Annotated in this window: 11 protein-coding genes, 1 tRNA gene and 1 pseudogene; 6 read left to right on the top strand and 7 right to left on the bottom strand. The window is 71.6% G+C overall.

The window, feature by feature from the left end:
* Positions 1-51: 51 nt before the first annotated feature.
* Complete coding sequence (locus ABD743_RS43200; RefSeq protein ID WP_344730311.1) at positions 52-3,186, bottom strand: ATP-binding protein; 3,135 nt, start codon at positions 3,184-3,186, stop codon at positions 52-54.
* 42 nt (positions 3,187-3,228) lie between these two features.
* Positions 3,229-4,587: a dipeptidase gene (locus ABD743_RS43195; RefSeq protein WP_344730310.1), complete on the bottom strand. Its 1,359-nt coding sequence runs from the start codon at positions 4,585-4,587 to the stop codon at positions 3,229-3,231.
* Positions 4,588-4,680: 93 nt separating this feature from the next.
* Here ABD743_RS43195 and ABD743_RS43190 point away from each other — a divergent pair, with 93 nt between their 5' ends.
* Positions 4,681-6,354, top strand: a complete 1,674-nt coding sequence (locus tag ABD743_RS43190; protein WP_344730309.1) for a fatty acyl-AMP ligase — start codon at positions 4,681-4,683, stop codon at positions 6,352-6,354.
* A 760-nt stretch (positions 6,355-7,114) separates the two neighbouring features.
* Here the strand turns inward: ABD743_RS43190 and pth are convergent.
* From pth to glmU, 4 genes are all read right to left on the bottom strand, one after another.
* The gene (gene pth, locus ABD743_RS43185; protein ID WP_344730307.1) at positions 7,115-7,699 is read right to left on the bottom strand and encodes an aminoacyl-tRNA hydrolase; all 585 of its coding nucleotides are present in this window, start codon (positions 7,697-7,699) and stop codon (positions 7,115-7,117) included.
* Between the two features lie 2 nt (positions 7,700-7,701).
* A complete protein-coding gene (locus tag ABD743_RS43180) occupies positions 7,702-8,337 on the bottom strand; it encodes a 50S ribosomal protein L25/general stress protein Ctc (protein WP_344730306.1) in 636 nt (211 codons plus the stop codon).
* A gap of 440 nt (positions 8,338-8,777) precedes the next feature.
* Positions 8,778-9,749 carry a ribose-phosphate diphosphokinase gene (locus ABD743_RS43175; RefSeq protein WP_344730304.1) on the bottom strand — a complete coding sequence of 324 codons (972 nt, stop codon included), beginning with the start codon at positions 9,747-9,749 and terminating at the stop codon, positions 8,778-8,780.
* Between the two features lie 5 nt (positions 9,750-9,754).
* Positions 9,755-11,263 carry a bifunctional UDP-N-acetylglucosamine diphosphorylase/glucosamine-1-phosphate N-acetyltransferase GlmU gene (glmU, locus tag ABD743_RS43170; protein WP_344730303.1) on the bottom strand — a complete coding sequence of 503 codons (1,509 nt, stop codon included), beginning with the start codon at positions 11,261-11,263 and terminating at the stop codon, positions 9,755-9,757.
* A gap of 382 nt (positions 11,264-11,645) precedes the next feature.
* Here glmU and ABD743_RS43165 point away from each other — a divergent pair, with 382 nt between their 5' ends.
* Both ABD743_RS43165 and ABD743_RS43160 read left to right on the top strand, forming a co-directional pair.
* Positions 11,646-12,083, top strand: a complete 438-nt coding sequence (locus ABD743_RS43165; RefSeq protein ID WP_241043146.1) for an OsmC family protein — start codon at positions 11,646-11,648, stop codon at positions 12,081-12,083.
* Between the two features lie 363 nt (positions 12,084-12,446).
* Positions 12,447-12,752, top strand: coding sequence for an antibiotic biosynthesis monooxygenase family protein (locus ABD743_RS43160; RefSeq protein WP_344730302.1), 306 nt, complete (start codon positions 12,447-12,449; stop codon positions 12,750-12,752).
* Between the two features lie 249 nt (positions 12,753-13,001).
* Here ABD743_RS43160 and ABD743_RS43155 read toward each other — a convergent pair.
* Positions 13,002-13,072 (bottom strand) — tRNA-Gln (locus ABD743_RS43155).
* A 217-nt stretch (positions 13,073-13,289) separates the two neighbouring features.
* On the opposite strand from ABD743_RS43155, the gene ABD743_RS43150 reads away from it, so the two are divergent.
* From ABD743_RS43150 to ABD743_RS43140, 3 genes and pseudogenes are all read left to right on the top strand, one after another.
* Positions 13,290-14,246 (top strand): acyl-CoA desaturase, encoded by a 957-nt coding sequence (locus tag ABD743_RS43150; protein ID WP_344730300.1) that lies wholly within the window; start codon positions 13,290-13,292, stop codon positions 14,244-14,246.
* A 196-nt stretch (positions 14,247-14,442) separates the two neighbouring features.
* Positions 14,443-15,720 (top strand): class I SAM-dependent methyltransferase, encoded by a 1,278-nt coding sequence (locus ABD743_RS43145; RefSeq protein WP_344730298.1) that lies wholly within the window; start codon positions 14,443-14,445, stop codon positions 15,718-15,720.
* Positions 15,717-15,802 (top strand): annotated as a pseudogene (locus ABD743_RS43140) (glucose-1-phosphate cytidylyltransferase); the annotation flags it as partial. The gene ABD743_RS43145 and the pseudogene ABD743_RS43140, both read left to right, overlap by 4 nt.

Here is a 15,802-nt window from a genome sequence, read left to right as displayed (position 1 = left end):
GGCACGGCCCGTCCCGCCGCGTCGAGGGGCCGTGGCGGGACGGTCGGGCTTTCAGATCGGCTGGGCGGTCTTCTCGGCGAGGACCGCCAGCCCCTCGTCGCGCGGCAGCTCTCGGCCGCGCCGCATCACGTCCTGCGCTGCGGCGGAACCGAGCGCGTCGCGCACGCGGTCGAGGGCGGCAATCACCTCCGGATTGCCCCGGTCGATGGCCCCACGCTGGGCGGCCGCGATCCCGAGCAGCAGGCCGGCGCACTCCGCGTCACCCTCGGCGAGCGTGACCAGCGCTGCGACCTCGGCCACGCCCGCGGCGATGGGGCCGTCCCGGCTCTCCACCGCCGCCGCGACGGCGTCGGTGAGCGCCGCCCGTGCCGCCGGCTGGTCGCCCGCGGTGAGCTCGACCGCCGCCCGCGTCATCGCGAGGTATGCCGCGCGTTGCGGTGCTCCGCTGCCGCCCTTGCCGAGGTCGGTGACGGCGTCGTCGAGGTGGGCCCGTGCTGCCTGGACGTCCCCTGCCAGGCGCTCGACGTGCGCGAACGAGATCGACAGGAGTCCCGCCGATCCGAACGGCCCCCGCGCCATGGTGCTCGCCCGCTGCAGCATCGTCCGTGCGGCGGCGACGTCGCCGCGGCGGGCCGCGAGTGTCGCTCGCCTGCTCATGAACTGGGGTAGGTCGTCGTCGTTGCCCAGCTCACGTGCGAGTGCGATCGCCTCGTCGTACGCGCGGGCGGCTGCGTCGTGCTCGCCGGCGATGTCCTCCAGCTCGCCCAGCGCGTGCACGACGATGCCCAGCCCGAAGCGGTCGCCCGTGGCGGCGAACAACTCGTGCGCCGCGCGGAGGTACCGGCGCTGATCGTCGAGCCGGCCGTCGTTGCCCGCGATCTGGGCCTGCGTCTGCAGCGCGAAGGCGCGCACCCACGGATCAGCGTCCGCCTCGGAGAGCTGCGTGATCGGCCCCGGATCGGAGCCGGCGAACAGCGCGTACACCGGCCCCATCAGTGCCAGCACGGCCGGCAGCGGGCGGGGAACACCCGCGGCGAGCGTGAGGGCCGCCTCGACGGCGCGCTCCGCCGCCGGGAGATCGCCACGTGCGACGCCGACCAGTGCGAGATAGGCGGTGTTCATGGCATGAGCCCGCACCGGGATCGGACCGGTGAGCGGCTGGACGGCTTCCACCCATCGCACGGCCTCGTCGAACAGCCCGCGCACGATCCAGGCCCACGCCATCGCGGCGACGAGCCGGTGCGCGGTGACCGCGTCACCTGCGGCAACCGCCCGGCGCAGCGCGACGTCGATCTCGTCGGCCTCTGCCCGCAACCGCACCAGCCACGTGAGCTGCTCCTTTCCGCGAAGGTGGGGCTCGGCCTCTTCCGCCAGCTCGAGCACGACAGCGGCATGGGCCGCCTCGGTGACCGCCCGTTCACCTGCCTCGTCGAGACGCTCGCCCGCGTACTCCCTGATCGTCTCCAGCATCCGGTAGCGCGTGCTGCCGTTCTGCGGGATCGCGACGACCAGCGACTTGTCGACGAGCGCCGCGAGCAACTCGAACACCTCGCCCGGGGCGGGGCCTGCCGGGCCGGCGCAGACCCGCTCCGCAGCAACAGCGGTGGCTCCGCCCGCGAATGCGGCGAGCCGGCGCGCCACTGCCCGCTCCGGTTCGTCGAGCAGGTCCCAGCTCCAGTCGACGACCGCGCGCAACGTCTGGTGGCGGGGCAGCGCCGTCCGGGCACCAGAGGTGAGCAGCCGGAACCGGTCGTCGAGACGTGCGGCGATCTCCTGCGGCGTGAGCGAGCGCAGGCGTGCCGCCGCCAGCTCGATGGGCAGCGGTTGGCCGTCGAGCCTGCGGCAGATCTCGGTGACAGCCGGCTCGACGTCGGCACCGAGGTCGAAGCCGGGACTGACCGCCGCCGCCCGGTCGACGAAGAGCCGGACGGCGTCGACCGGTGCCAGCGCCTCGACGGGGTGCAGCACCTCGCCCGGAACTCCGAGCGGCTCGCGGCTGGTGGCCAGCACCCGCAACAGCGGGCACGCGCCCAGCAGCGTCTCCGCGAGCACAGCCACGCCGTCCACCAGGTGCTCGCAGTTGTCCAGGACGAGGACCAGCTCGCGGCCACCCAGCGCCGTGACGAGCCGCGCCGTCGTCGGTGGGCCGGTGTCGTCCTGGATACGAAGCAGCAGCTCAGGCCCTCCGACCGCGGCGAGCACCGCGGCGGGCAGCTGCTCCGGGGCGGTCAGCGCGGCGAGCTCGGCGACCTGAGTCTCCACGCCGCCGACCGTGACGGCTTCCCGCGCGAGGCGTGTCTTCCCCGCGCCTCCGGGCCCGGTGAGCGTCACCAGACGGGCGGTGCCGAGCAGTGCACGGATCCGTTCGACGTCGACCGTCCGGCCGATGAAGCTGGTCAGCGGGGCGGCCGGCGGGCGCGACGAGGAAATGGGCGCCGGCGCGGTCACCCGCGCGGGAGCGGCGTCGCCGCGCAGGACGGCGAGCCGCGCCGCCTCGAGATCGGCGCCCGGATCGACGCCGAGCTCATCGGCCAGGCGCGCCCGGGTGCTGTCCAGCACGGCGAGGGCGTCGGCCTGCCGGCCGGTGGCGTGCAGTCCGCGGGCCAGCAGCACCGCCGTGCTCTCGCGCAGCGGGGCGGCGTCGAGCTGAGCACGCAGGGTGTCGAGCTCGTCGGCGGGCTGCCCGAGCTCCAGCGCGAGCCGGGCCCGCCGCTCGACGGCGAGCGCCCGCCGCTCGGCCAGCCGATGTGCCACCGGCACGGCGAAGGGCAGGTCGCGAACGTCGGCGAGCGCAGGCCCGTGCCACAGCGCCAGGGCCTGGCCGAGAAGCGCATACGCCGCCGTGTCATCGGCCGCGTCCGCAGCGGTGAGCATGGACGCGAACCGCAGTGCGTCGACCGCCTCCGGATCCACCCGCAGCTGGTAACCGCGGGCGGCGGTGTCCACGAGATCGGCCCCGATCGCCCGGCGCAGTCGCAACACGAGAGCCTGCAGCGCATTGACGGCTCCCTCGGGAGGCGCATCGCCCCACAGGTCGTCCACCAGCTCGCTCACGGCGACCGGTCGCCCGGCGTCGAGCGCGAGCCGCGCGAGCAACCCGCGCAGGCGCAGCCCACCGAGCGACACCGGGTGCTGCTCGCTGCCCTCCGGCCACGCCTCCACGGCACCGAGCAGCGTGATCCGCACGAGGTCAGTGTGCCCGGGGAGTGCCAGGTGGTTCGCTCGTGGTCAGGGGGTGCTCGGGGCGAGCTCGGCGAGCAGGAGGGCTTCGCCGAGCACCGCCTTCCCGAACATCGCCAGGTCCAGGCTCTCGTCGATGCCGTGCCAACGGCTGGCCGGGTCGCCGACGCCAGTGACGAGCACCGTGGCGCCCGGGAAGGTACGGGCGAACTCGGCGATGAACGGGATGGACCCGCCGACGCCGGTCTCGACCACCTCGTTGCCGTAGGCCTGGGCGAACGCCCGGCGCACCGCGTCGTAGACGGCGCCGGTGGCCTCCAGCGAGTACGGCTCCGCCACCCCGGACTCCGGTGTGATGGTGACCTGCGCGCCCCACGGCACGTTGGCTTCGATGTGCTCGGCCAGTGCCTGCTGCGCCTTCAGGGCGTCCTCCCCGGGCGCGAGCCGCATGCTCACGCAGGCGCGGGCGCGGGGGAGCAGCACGTTCGACGACTCGGCCACACGCGGCGCGTCGATACCGAGCACGGCCACCGCAGGCTTGTGCCAGAGGCGGGTCGGGACGCTGCCTGAGCCCAGCAGTTCGACGCCGTCGAGCAGCCCGACGTCCGAGCGGAGCGTGGCCTCGTCGAGGTCGGGGCCTTCGGCGCTGCCGCGCACGAGCCCCGGGACGGCCACCTCGCCCTTCTCGTCGTGGAGGGAGGCGAGCCCGTGGCAGAGCGCCGTGAGGGCGTCGCCGACCGGGCCGCCGAACATCCCGGAGTGCGCCGGGCGCTCCAGCATCGCGACCTCGACGATGACGCTCACCAGGCCGCGCAGGCTCGTGGTGACGGCCGGGACGTCGACGGACGGGTTCGAGGAGTCTGCGATCACAATCACGTCGGAGGCGAGAGCGTCGCGGTGCTCACGGAGCAGGGCGCTCAGTGTGGGGGAGCCGGACTCCTCCTCACCCTCGATGAACAACGTGACCCCGACCGGCGGCTTGCCCTCGTAGGCGCGCAGCACCGCGAGGTGGGTCATCACGCCGGCCTTGTCGTCGGCCGCGCCCCGGCCGTAGAGACGGCCGTTCCGCTCGGCCGGCTCGAACGGCGGGCTCGTCCAGTGCTCGTCGCCGCCGGTGGGCTGGACGTCGTGGTGCGCGTAGAGCAGCACGGTGGGTGCGCCCTCAGGAGCGGGCCAGTGCGCGACGACGGCGGGAGCGCCACCGTCGGCCGCGATGATTGTGACGTCCGCCGCGCCGGCGCCCCTGGCGAGCTCGGCGACGGCCTCGGCGCTGCGGCGGGTGTCCTCCGCATGGGACGGGTCGGCCCAGATGCTCGGAATGCGGACCAGCCTCTCCAGGTCGGCGCGCGCGCCGGGCAGGGCTGCGGTGACGAGTGCGGGAAGGCGGTCTGCGGAGTGATCGGCCACCCCTGGATGCTAGTACCGCCCGGCCCGTCGTTCCGGCCGCTCGACTCACCCGCCGGACGGTCGCGCGGTCGTGGAGACCGTAAGCTCTTGACCATGTCCCGGTTCCTGGCAATGCTGCTGGACTCCGCCACCCGTTCCACCAAAGGGATGACCACCGGCGAGCCCAGGACGGCAGTGCGGCGACCGTGGGCCGACGTGCACGCCGTCGCGCGGCGGATGGCGGCCGCGCTGGTCATGGGCAGCGAGGACGTGCCCGGTCTCCCGCGGGGGGCCGCAGTCGGGGTCCTCGCGGGTGAGCCGGGGTCGATCGCCCCCGTCGCCCAGGCCGTGTGGTTCACCGGCGGCAGCGTCACGATGCTCCACCAGCCGACTGCACGCACCGACCTCGCCTCCTGGGCCGAGGACACCGTGTCCGTCCTACGGATGATCGACGCGAAGCTCGTGCTGCTCGGCGCGCCGTTCGACGGGCTGGCGCCGGTGCTCGCCGAACGCGGCATCGCCTACCGCACCATCGAGTCGCTCGACGCGGGCGGCGACGACTTCGCTCCCGACGCCGCGGCCGCCGCCGAGGACGACACCGCCCTCCTGCAACTGACGAGCGGCTCCACGGCGGAGCCGAAAGCGGTGCGGATCACCCATCGCAACCTGCACTCCAACATCGCAGGCATGGTCCACGCCTCCGCGCTCGACGTGAGCCGCGACGTGATGGTGTCGTGGCTCCCGCTCTTCCACGACATGGGCATGGTCGGGTTCCTGACGGTCCCGATGACCACGGGGCTCGAGCTCGTGAGCGTCACACCAGTCGACTTCCTCACCCGCCCGCTGCTGTGGGCCGAGCTCATCTCGAAGTACGGCGGCACGGTCACCGCAGCGCCGAACTTCGCCTACGCGGTGCTCGGCAGGCAGCTCGCCCGCGCCGACGAGGGGTCGCTCGACCTGTCGTCGCTCCGGATCGCCCTCAACGGCGCCGAACCCATCGACCCGGACGCCGTGGCGGCGTTCACGTCGGCGGGCAGCCGCTTCGGCCTGCAACCGGAGTCGGTGGTCGCCGCCTACGGGATGGCCGAGACGGCGCTCGGCGTGTCCTTCGCCCCGCTCGCCACGGGGCTGGAGGTCGACCACATCGACGCCCAGCAGCTGGAGGAACACCGGCGAGCGGAGCCCACGACCGGCGAGCCCCGGCGCCGCTTCCCGAAGCTGGGGCCGCCGCTCCTCGGCATCGAGGTGCGAGTTGTGGGCGACGACGGCGCGGTGCTCGGCGATCGCGAGGTCGGCGTGCTGCAGCTGCGCGGCGAGTCGGTGACCCCCGGCTACCTCACCGTCGACGGCCCCGTCGCCACCCAGGACGCGGAAGGCTGGCTCGACACCGGCGACGAGGGCTACGTCGTGAACGGCGAGGTCGTGGTCTGCGGCCGGCGTAAAGACGTGATCATCATGGGCGGGCGCAACATCTACCCCACCGACATCGAGCGTGCCGCGGCCCAGGCCGACGACGTGCGCGCCGGCAACGCGGTGGCCGTCCGGATGCTCAGCGGCACGGAAGGCGCCATGCACCGCGAGTCGTTCCTCGTCGCGGTCGAGTCGCGCAAGGCAGGCGACCCGGAAGCCGAGCAGGTGATCCGCAAGGACGTCACGCACCAGGTGGTTTCCGCGGTGGGGGTGCGACCGGCCGAGGTCATGGTGCTCGGCCCCGGCACCCTGCCCAAGACCCCCTCCGGCAAGCTGCGACGAGCCGCCACGGGCGAACTGCTGCGGGCCCGCGTCTGAGGCAGCCGCACCGGGCGCTCGGGCCCTCCGGCCGCTGATCACTGCCGCAACGGCGCGGCTCCAGGCGATGATCACCGTTTCGGGCCATGCAGCCGCATATGGCGCTGCTGCGGGTCCCCAAGTGCTGATCATGGACGGCCCGCGGCCCAGCGGGACTGTCCGAGGCGCGGCTGCGCATCATGATCACTGTTTCGGGGCGCGCAGCTGTGCGTGATGCGGTTGCGGGTCCCCGGCCGCTGATCATGGGGTCCCACCACGCCGCCGCCGGGCAGATGTCGTCGCCCGGCGGGTTGCTTCGGAGGACTGGCAGCCGCACCGGGATGGTTGCGGGTTCCTGGAGACGGCCCCGGGGGGCGCCGGTCGAGGTCGAGGAGCCGCGGGGCGATTCATGATCACCGGTTCGGGCCTCGCAGCCGCTCTCGGCGCGGCTCCGCGTCCCGAATTGCTGATCATGAGGGTTGTGCTCGCGGGGTCGCGCCGCCAGCTCGTGGCCGTGCGGGGGCGGCTCAGGGGGTGGCCTGGCGTATCGCTGAGCGACGGCGACCGCTGCCGACGAGCCGGAGCCGTCCCATGATCACTGTTTCGGGCCTTGCGACCGCTTGACACACGGCTGCGCGTCCCCATTCGTTGATCATGGGCACGGGCCGCCGCCCCGTGGTGGCTGATCCGCAGGGCCGCAGTTCATGATCACCGTTTCGGGCCCCGCAGCCGCTCTCGGCACGGCTCCGCGCCCCCAACCGTTGATCAAGGACGCAGCGCGTCAGCCCGAAAGGGCATGGAACTTGTTCTGCGCGGGCTCGAGGCCGTCGGAGAGCAGGGCCTCGGCGGCGTCGGCGGCGAGGTCGACGGCGAACTCCAGTTCCTTCTTCTCCGCCCCGGAGAAGCGCTTCAGCACGAAGTCGGCCGGGTCCTGCCGGCCCGGGGGCCTGCCGATCCCGAAGCGGACTCGAAGGTAGTCCTTCGTGCCCAGCGCGGAGCTGATGGAGCGCAGGCCGTTGTGGCCGCCCTCGCCCCCGCCCCGCTTGAGCCGCACCACGCCGAAGCCGAGATCGAGATCGTCGTGGACGACGACGAGATCCTCGATCGGCACGGAGAAGTACTTCGCGAGTCCGGCGACCGGGCCGCCGGAGACGTTCATGTACGTGCGCGGCTTGGCGAGCACGACCCGCCGCCCGGCGAGCCTGGCTTCGAGCACGTCGGAGTTGGTTCGGTGCCGGGAGAAGCGGCCACCGCCGGCCCGCGCCGCGAGTAGTTCGACGACGCGGAATCCGACGTTGTGCCGGGTCTCGGCGTAGTCGGGGCCCGGGTTGCCGAGCCCGACCACCAGAGCGGGGCCCGGCGTCATGGTCAGCTCTCGGTGGACTCGGGCGCCGGGGTCTGCGGGGCCTCCTCGACGACGCCTGCACCCTCGGTGTCGATCTCGCCCTCGAGCTGCGCCTCGGTCGGGGCGGCGACGATGTTGACCACGAGAATCTCGGCGTCGGCGCGCAACGTGGTGCCCTCGGGCAGCGGCACGTCAGCGGCCTGGATCTGGGTGCCGACCTCGAGGCCCTCGACGGACACCTCGACGTGCTCCGGGATGTTGGAGACGTCGGCCTCGACCTCGATGTTGTTGAGCTCCTGGGTGACCAGGGTGCCGGGTGCGGCGTCGCCGACGATGAGCACCGGGACCTCGACGGCGACCTTCTCGCCCCGCCTGATCACCAGCAGGTCGACGTGCTCGATGTAGGGGCGGATCGGGTGGGTGACCACCGTCTTGGTCAGCGCGAGCTGGGGGCGGCCGCCGATGTTGAGCGTGATCACGGCGTTGCGGCCCTGCTCGCGGACGACCCGCTTGAACTCCAGCTCCGGGAGCGAGAGATGCTGCGGGTCGGTGCCGTGCCCGTAGAGCACAGCGGGGATCTTTCCGGCGCGACGTGTGCGGCGGGCGGCGCCCTTGCCGAACTCCGTGCGGGTCTCGGCGTCGATACGGGCCTCGGCCACGGTACTTCTCCTCGATCAAGCGTGCTGCGACATGGACGCGCGGCGAGGCAGACCGGCAGGGCCGGGGGCTGCGTCGATAACGGCGGGCAAAGAAGGAACACCCACCCTCGCCGCGGAACTGGCGTCAACGATACGCGACGCGTACCGCGCGCCTCGCCAGACCCTCGCCCTTACGGGCGTCACTCTCTGCGGTGACTTCGACCGCTCCTGGGCGTCCGCCGACCCGGGGAATGCGGTCGGATGCCGCTGGTAGAGCCGTTCAAGCGCTGTAGGTACCCGCAATGCCGTGTCGCCCAGGCCGCTGACGTCCGCGGACAGGCTGTCGCTCCGAGGGAGTTGTGGATCACGACGCGGAGTGCGCCACGCACCTCCGGTACGGCCGACGGCTGTCCGTGTATCGAGACCGCCGTGGCCGCACCGGAGCGTGATTCGCGGAGTTCCTACGCGTTGCCGTCGAAGAGGCTGGTGACGGAGCCGTCGTCGAACACCTGGTGGATGGCCTCGGCGAGCAGAGGGGCGATGGAGAGCACGGTCATCGCCGGGAAGCGCTTCTCGTCGGGGATCGGCAGCGTGTCGGTGAAGATGACCTCGCGGGCCCCGCAGGCGGCGAGACGCTCGGGTGCGGGGCCGGAGAGCACGCCGTGCGTCGCTGCGACGACGACGTCCAGAGCGCCCTCGTTGAGGAGCACCTCGGCGGTCTTGGCCACGGTGCCGCCGGTGTCGATCATGTCGTCGATGACCACGCAGAGCCTGCCCTCCACCTCACCGACGACGCGGTTGGCGACGGCCTCGTTCGGCCTGCGCGGGTCGCGCGTCTTGTGGATGAACGCCAGCGGCGTGCCACCGAGAGTCTCGGCCCAGCGTTCAGCGAGCCGGACGCGGCCGGAGTCGGGGGAGACGACGGCGAGTGGGTAGTCGGCGTAGGTGCGCTTGACGTGCTCGGCGAGTACCGGCAGCGCGAAGAGGTGGTCGACCGGCCCGTCGAAGAAGCCCTGGATCTGCGCGGTGTGCAGGTCGACCGTCATGATCCGGTCGGCACCGGCGACCTGGAACATGTCGGCGATGAGGCGGGCCGAGATCGGCTCGCGCCCCCGGTGCTTCTTGTCCTGGCGCGCGTAGCCCCAGAACGGCATGACCACGGTGATCCGCTTGGCCGAGGCCCGTTTCAGCGCGTCGACCATGATCAGCTGTTCCATGATCTGGTCGTTGATCGGCGCCGAGTGCGACTGCAGGACGAAGGCGTCGCAGCCGCGCACCGACTCCTCGAACCGGACGAAGATCTCGCCGTTGGCGAACGAGTACGCCGACTGGGGCGTGATCGTCACGTCCAGGTGCTTGGCGACCTGCTCGGCCAGCTCGGGATGTGCACGCCCCGAGAAGAGCATGAGGTTCTTCTTCGGGACTGCCGACATCGCGCTCACCGTGCTGTGCCTCCATCGCCATTGTTCGCCCGGTCGACCGCCCTGGCGGCGGCCTCCGCGGCCGGGGTGTCGGGTCGCTTCTTCTCGACCCACCCCTCGATCGTGCGCTGTGCCCCGGCGGACACGGCGAGCGCCCCCGGTGGGACGTCCTCGCGCACGACCGCGCCGGCACCCGTGTAGGCGCCGTCGCCGACGTGCACCGGGGCGACGAAGGTGTTGTCCGAACCGGTCCTGACGTGCGATCCGATGACGCTGCGCTGTTTGCGCACACCGTCGTAGTTGACGAAGACCGAGGACGCGCCGATGTTGCTGTACTCGCCGATCGTGGCGTCGCCGACATATGTGAGATGCGGAACTTTGGTGCCCGTGCCGATGTCGGAGTTCTTGACCTCGACGAAGGTGCCGATCTTGCCGCGCTCGCCGAGCCGTGCCCCCGGCCGCAGGTAGGCGAACGGCCCGACCGACGCGCCCGCGCCGATGGTGGCGCCGGTGCCGTGCGTCCGGATGACCCTGGCGCCCGCGCCGATCTCGCAGTCGGTGAGCGTGGTGTCCGGGCCGACCTCGGCCCCGCCGGCGACGGACGTGTAGCCGTGCAGCTGGGTGTGCGGGTGCAGCACGACATCCGGCTCCAGCCGGACCTCGACGTCGGTCCACGTGGAGGCCGGGTCGACGACCGTGACGCCCTTGCGCATCCAGCCATCGAGCAGGCGCCGGTTCAGCTCGGCGCGGATGGCCGCGAGCTGGACCTGGTCGTTGACGCCGCGTACCTGCCAGCCGTCGCTGCAGCGCACGGCGCGGACATCGACATCGTTGTCATGCGCGATCTTGACGAGGTCGGTGAGGTACAGCTCGCCCTGGCTGTTGGCCGCGCGCAACCTGGTGATGGTGGCGAGAAGGTATTCGGCGTCGAAGGCGTACACCCCGGAGTTCACCTCGGTGACCGCCCGCTGCTCCGGCGTGGCGTCGGCCTCCTCCACGATCCGGGTGACGGTGCCGTCCGACTCGCGCAGCACCCGGCCGTACCCGGTGGGGTCGGCGAGCTCGGTGGTGAGCAGGGTGAGTGCCGCCCCGGACCTGGCGTGGTCGGCCATGAGGTCGGTGAGGGTGTGCGGGTCGAGGAGCGGGACGTCGCCGTAGGTGACGAGGACCGGGCCCGCGATCGTGGACGGCACGACGTCGAGCGCACACCGGACCGCGTGCCCCGTGCCGAGGCGCTTCTCCTGCTCGGCCGCGAGCACCGGCCGGGCGAGCTCCTCGCCCAGCGCGGTGACGGCGTCGCCGACCTGGTGGCGGCCGTGGCCGACCACGACGACGAGGTGCTCGGGCTCCAACGCGGCAACCGCGTGGACCGCATGCCCGAGCAGGCTGCGGCCGGCGATCGGATGCAGGACCTTCGGCACGGCCGAGCGCATACGAGTGCCCTCGCCCGCAGCCAGCACGATCGCGGCGGCCGGGCGTACGGGTGCGTGGTCGCCGGTGCGTCCGGGCTCGTGACTGTCGACCATGGAGCCCACTCCCTGTTCTACTGCTGGTGGTCACCGGGGCGAGCCGACGGCGATACCGACCTGATGCGGTACGGCACGCCGGGCCGGCGTCGGGGACCTGGAAAGCCTACGGGGTCGGTAGGCGCCCCGCCGTCGAGCCCATCGCTGCGGCCGGCACCTGGACGGACGTCTCACAGCCGGTCGGTGGGGCCACGTAACGGCGCGAGGACAGTGCACGACTTCCTGGCCGTGGGCCACCCCGAATGGCTGACACACGGTCCGGCCGGACCGTTCGCCGTGCATCCTGCACCGGTCGTCTCACCGGCCGCGCCTGACGGATAGTTCGCTCGTTCTCGGGGGTTGTCACACAAGGAAGATCACGACCGCTCTCAGGAGGCTTTCGATGCCCACGCGCACCGCCCGCACGGCCTGGAACGGCACCCTCGAGCAGGGAGCCGGGCAGGTCGAACTGACCAGCAGTGGCGTGGGCACGTACGACGTGAGCTTCCCGAAGCGCACGGCGGAGGACGCCGGCGGCACCACCAGCCCGGAGGAGCTCATCGCGGCGGCCCACTCGTCCTGCTACGCGATGCAGCTGTCGGCTCTCATCGCGCAGGCCGGTGGCACGCCGCAGTCGCTGGACGTCACCGCCGACGTCACGCTCGGTCCGGACCCCAAGGGCGGGTTCGCGATCACGGGCATTGCACTCACCGTCCGCGGCGAGGTCGAGGGACTCGACGCGGCCGGGTTCGAGAAGGCCGCACTCGCGGCCAAGGAAGGGTGTCCGGTCAGCAAGGCACTGGCCGGCACCACCATCACTCTGGACGCCGGTCTGGAGTGACGGACCGGGGCCTGCCGTCATAGGGGCCCCGCTGGTAGGGAAACAGAGGAGTGGCATGAGGTGCACGGGGAACGGGCGTCCGCCCGAACCGCCCCAGCCGCCGCCGGCGCCGAACGGGCGCTGAGGGGAGCTTGCGAAGCGAACACCATCGCCGAGCAAGGCAGGGGAGTGAACATCCACGCTGAGGGGGCCCGCGAGGCGATCACCATCGCCGAGCGGAACTCGCGTAACGAACACCAGTAAGCAGATCCGCACCTACCGACCGATCCATGACACAACCGTCCCGGGGCGGTCCCGCTGAGTGAGGCGGGACCGCCCCGGTTCGTCTACGGCGCCGGTCCGACCGCGCGTAGGGTCGGTTTCATGATCCGCGAGATCGCGCTGATCGACATTCGTGAGGGCAGCGAGAACGACTTCGCCGCCCGCTACGTCGAGGCGCAGGCAATTCTGACCGGAACGCCGGGATGCCTCTCGGCCCGGATGTTTCGCGGGGTGGAGAGCCCCACCCGGTTCGTCGGGATGGTGGAGTGGGAGTCGCGCGACGCCCATCTGCAGAACTTCCGGGGCACCGATCGATACAGCCGGTACGTAGCGCTTCTGGGTGAGTTCCTGGCCGCGCCGCCGGTGGTCGAGCACTACGTCCTCTACGACGAGAAGCCGGAACTCTGACGGTCGTCGGAGACTGCGACAGAGGCGCCCCGTATCCGGATCGTCGCTGGTCGTGCCGGTTTCACGGGTATGTCACCCGCTCATCTCATCCCTGTGACGAAAACCGCTCGCGGGCTCGGCCGCCGCTCGGGCGACCCGAATCCGGGCCACTCCCGACCCCCGCCGGGCCGTCGAGCGCAACCCGGAACGCCGGCTGCCGGCGCCCGTGCCGGTGCGGCATGACGGGGTCGGCGAGGCGCTGACCTGCTGCTCCGCCGCCAGGATTCGAACCTGGACCATCGGAACCAAAATCCGAGGTGCTGCCGTTACACCACGGCGGACAGGCCTTCATCCTGTCACGCAGTGGGAACACCGGTTGCGGCGGACCACAGCCGGGTATGCGGTGGAGCGCGCTGCGAACCGGGCGATTCGCCTGTTGTTCCCGTGGCGGGGGCTGTGTGGCCGGGTCCTGATCACCTAGCCTCCGGAACGGGTGCGGTCTGCAGGCCGCGCGGGCCGCCCGGCCGTCACCCCAGACACTCATCCGCGAGGAGCCCCATGACCGCCACCGTCTCGGACGCCGACGGAAGTCGGCCGACCTTGGATCCGAACCCGGTGATCTCCGGCCGGCGCACCGCGTTCCAGCACTCGCTGATCTGGGTTTTCGTCGCGATGCCGATGGTCGCGCTCGTGGTGGCCGTGCCGTTGGCGTGGGGATGGGGGGTGGACTGGCACGACCTCGTGCTCCTCGTCGTGTTCTACGTGCCCGCCGTCCTCGGCATCACGGTCGGCTTCCACCGCCACTTCACGCACAAGTCGTTCAAGGCCAAGCCGTGGCTGCGGGTCGCGATGGCGATCACCGGCTCGCTGGCCGTGCAGGGCAACGTCCTGAACTGGGTGGCCGACCACCGCCGCCATCACGCCTTCTCCGACCGCGAGGGCGACCCGCACTCGCCGTGGCTGTTCGGCACGTCGCCGCTGGCCGTGGCGCGGGGCTTCCTGCACGCCCACATGACCTGGTTCTTCGACCGCAACGAGACCAACCACCGGCGGTTCATCCCGGACCTGCTCGCCGACCGCGCGATCGTGCGCGTGAGCAAGACGTTCGGCGTCTGGGTGGCGGTCAGCCTGTTGCTTCCCGCCGTGCTGGGCGGGCTCATCTCGTGGTCCTGGGTCGGCGTGCTCACCGGCTTCTTCTGGGGCGGGCTGGTGCGCCTCGCGATCTCCAACCACGTCACGTGGTCCATCAACTCGATCTGCCACATGATCGGCAAGCGCCCGTTCCGCTCGCGTGACCGGTCGCACAACTTCTGGCCGCTCGCTGTGCTGTCCATGGGTGAGTCGTGGCACAACCTGCACCACGCCGACCCGACCTGCGCGCGTCACGGCGTCCTGCCTGGCCAGATCGACATCTCGGCCCGGCTCATCTGGATATTCGAGAAGTTCGGCTGGGCCTACGACGTGCGTTGGCCCACTCCCAAGCGGCTCGCCCGGCTCAGTAGCCAGGAAGTGTGAGCCTCGCTTCTGCGCTACGGGCGATTCCACCGCTTTGACCTGCATGTATGCGCCCAGCAGGGTGCTGAGTCGACTCGCGTGCGGCCCACTCGGGTGACCCACCCGCGGGGGAGTGCTGGGCTGTTCGTGAAACACTGGCCCCCGTGCGCAGACTGGAGAACCGCCACCGGCGCGACACGATCTGGGGGGCGCCGCAGTGCTGACCGAGAACGCAGTTCATGCGGGTGACGCGCCAACCGCCGCGCCCCTCGTCACGTGCCGGCTCTGCGGTTCGGCAGAGCTCAGAAGCTTCCTGGATCTCGGGGCCACCCCGCCGTGCGAGCTGTTCCTCACGGCGGACGCCACTGAGCGGCCCGAGGCCACCTTCCCGCTGCACGTGCGGGTGTGCGACAAGTGCCTGCTCGCGCAGCTTCCTCCGCTGATCACGCCGGAGGAGACCTTCACCGAGTACGCCTACTTCTCGTCGTTCTCCACGTCCTGGGTGGAGCACGCGAAGCGCTTCGTCGATGAGTCCGTCGAGCGGCTCGGCCTGGGCCCCGAATCGTTCGTCGTCGAGGTGGCGAGCAACGACGGCTACCTGCTTCAGCACGTCGTCGAGCGGGGCATCCGCTGCCTGGGCATCGAGCCGTCGGTCAACGTGGGCGAGGCCGCCCGGGAGAAGGGCGTGCCCACTCTCACGGCGTTCCTCACCCCCGAGACCGGTGCCGCGGTCCGCGCCGAGCACGGTCCGGCCGACCTCGTCTGCCTCAACAACGTCTACGCCCACATCCCCGACGTCGTCGGGTTCACGCAGGGGCTGCGGGCGCTGGTGGCCGACGACGGCTGGGTGTCGATCGAGGTGCAGCACCTGCTGACGCTCGTGGAGCGCACCCAGTTCGACACGATCTACCACGAGCACTTCCAGTACTACACGCTGCTCACCGGCCAGCGCGCGCTCGAGTCGGGCGGCCTCACGCTCGTCGACGTCGAACTGTTGGACACCCACGGCGGCTCCATCCGGATGTGGGCACGGCCCAGCGAGATCGCAGGCGAGCCGTCGGAGCGGGTGCGTGCGGTCCTCGCCGCAGAGGAGGCGGCTGGGCTGCACACCGCCGAGGGCCACGACGGTTTCGCCGAGGCGGTCTCGCGAGTGCGCGACGACCTCGTCGCGTTCCTCATCGAGGCGCGACGCGCGGGCAAGACGGTGGTCGGCTACGGGGCGCCGGGCAAGGGCAACACCCTGCTGAACTACTGCGGCATCCGCCCCGACCTGCTGAAGTACACGGTGGACCGCAACCCGTACAAGCACGGGCGGTTCACCCCAGGTACGCGTGTTCCGGTGCTCCCACCGGAACAGATCGCGAAGGACCGGCCGGACTACGTCCTCATCCTGCCGTGGAACCTGCGCGACGAGCTGATCGACCAGCTGTCCTATGTCCGCGAATGGGGCGGGCAGTTGGTGTTCCCGATTCCGGCGCTCGAGGTGATCGCGTGAAGGTCGTATTGTTCTGCGGCGGTTACGGCATGCGGATGCGCGATGGCGTGTCGGATCTGCCGAAGCCGATGCATCCGGTGGG

The sequence above is a fragment of the Pseudonocardia yunnanensis genome (assembly GCF_039534065.1).
GTDB lineage: Bacteria > Actinomycetota > Actinomycetes > Mycobacteriales > Pseudonocardiaceae > Pseudonocardia > Pseudonocardia yunnanensis.
This window is presented reverse-complemented; position numbering and strand designations above follow the sequence as displayed.

Coding starts and splice junctions, on each gene's coding strand:
- pth (WP_344730307.1), bottom strand. CDS start 7,699: ATGACGCCGGGCCCCGCTCTGGTGGTCGGGCTCGGCAACCCGGGCCCC.
- ABD743_RS43165 (WP_241043146.1), top strand. CDS start 11,646: ATGCCCACGCGCACCGCCCGCACGGCCTGGAACGGCACCCTCGAGCAG.
- glmU (WP_344730303.1), bottom strand. CDS start 11,263: ATGGTCGACAGTCACGAGCCCGGACGCACCGGCGACCACGCACCCGTA.
- ABD743_RS43160 (WP_344730302.1), top strand. CDS start 12,447: ATGATCCGCGAGATCGCGCTGATCGACATTCGTGAGGGCAGCGAGAAC.
- ABD743_RS43190 (WP_344730309.1), top strand. CDS start 4,681: ATGTCCCGGTTCCTGGCAATGCTGCTGGACTCCGCCACCCGTTCCACC.
- ABD743_RS43175 (WP_344730304.1), bottom strand. CDS start 9,749: ATGTCGGCAGTCCCGAAGAAGAACCTCATGCTCTTCTCGGGGCGTGCA.
- ABD743_RS43150 (WP_344730300.1), top strand. CDS start 13,290: ATGACCGCCACCGTCTCGGACGCCGACGGAAGTCGGCCGACCTTGGAT.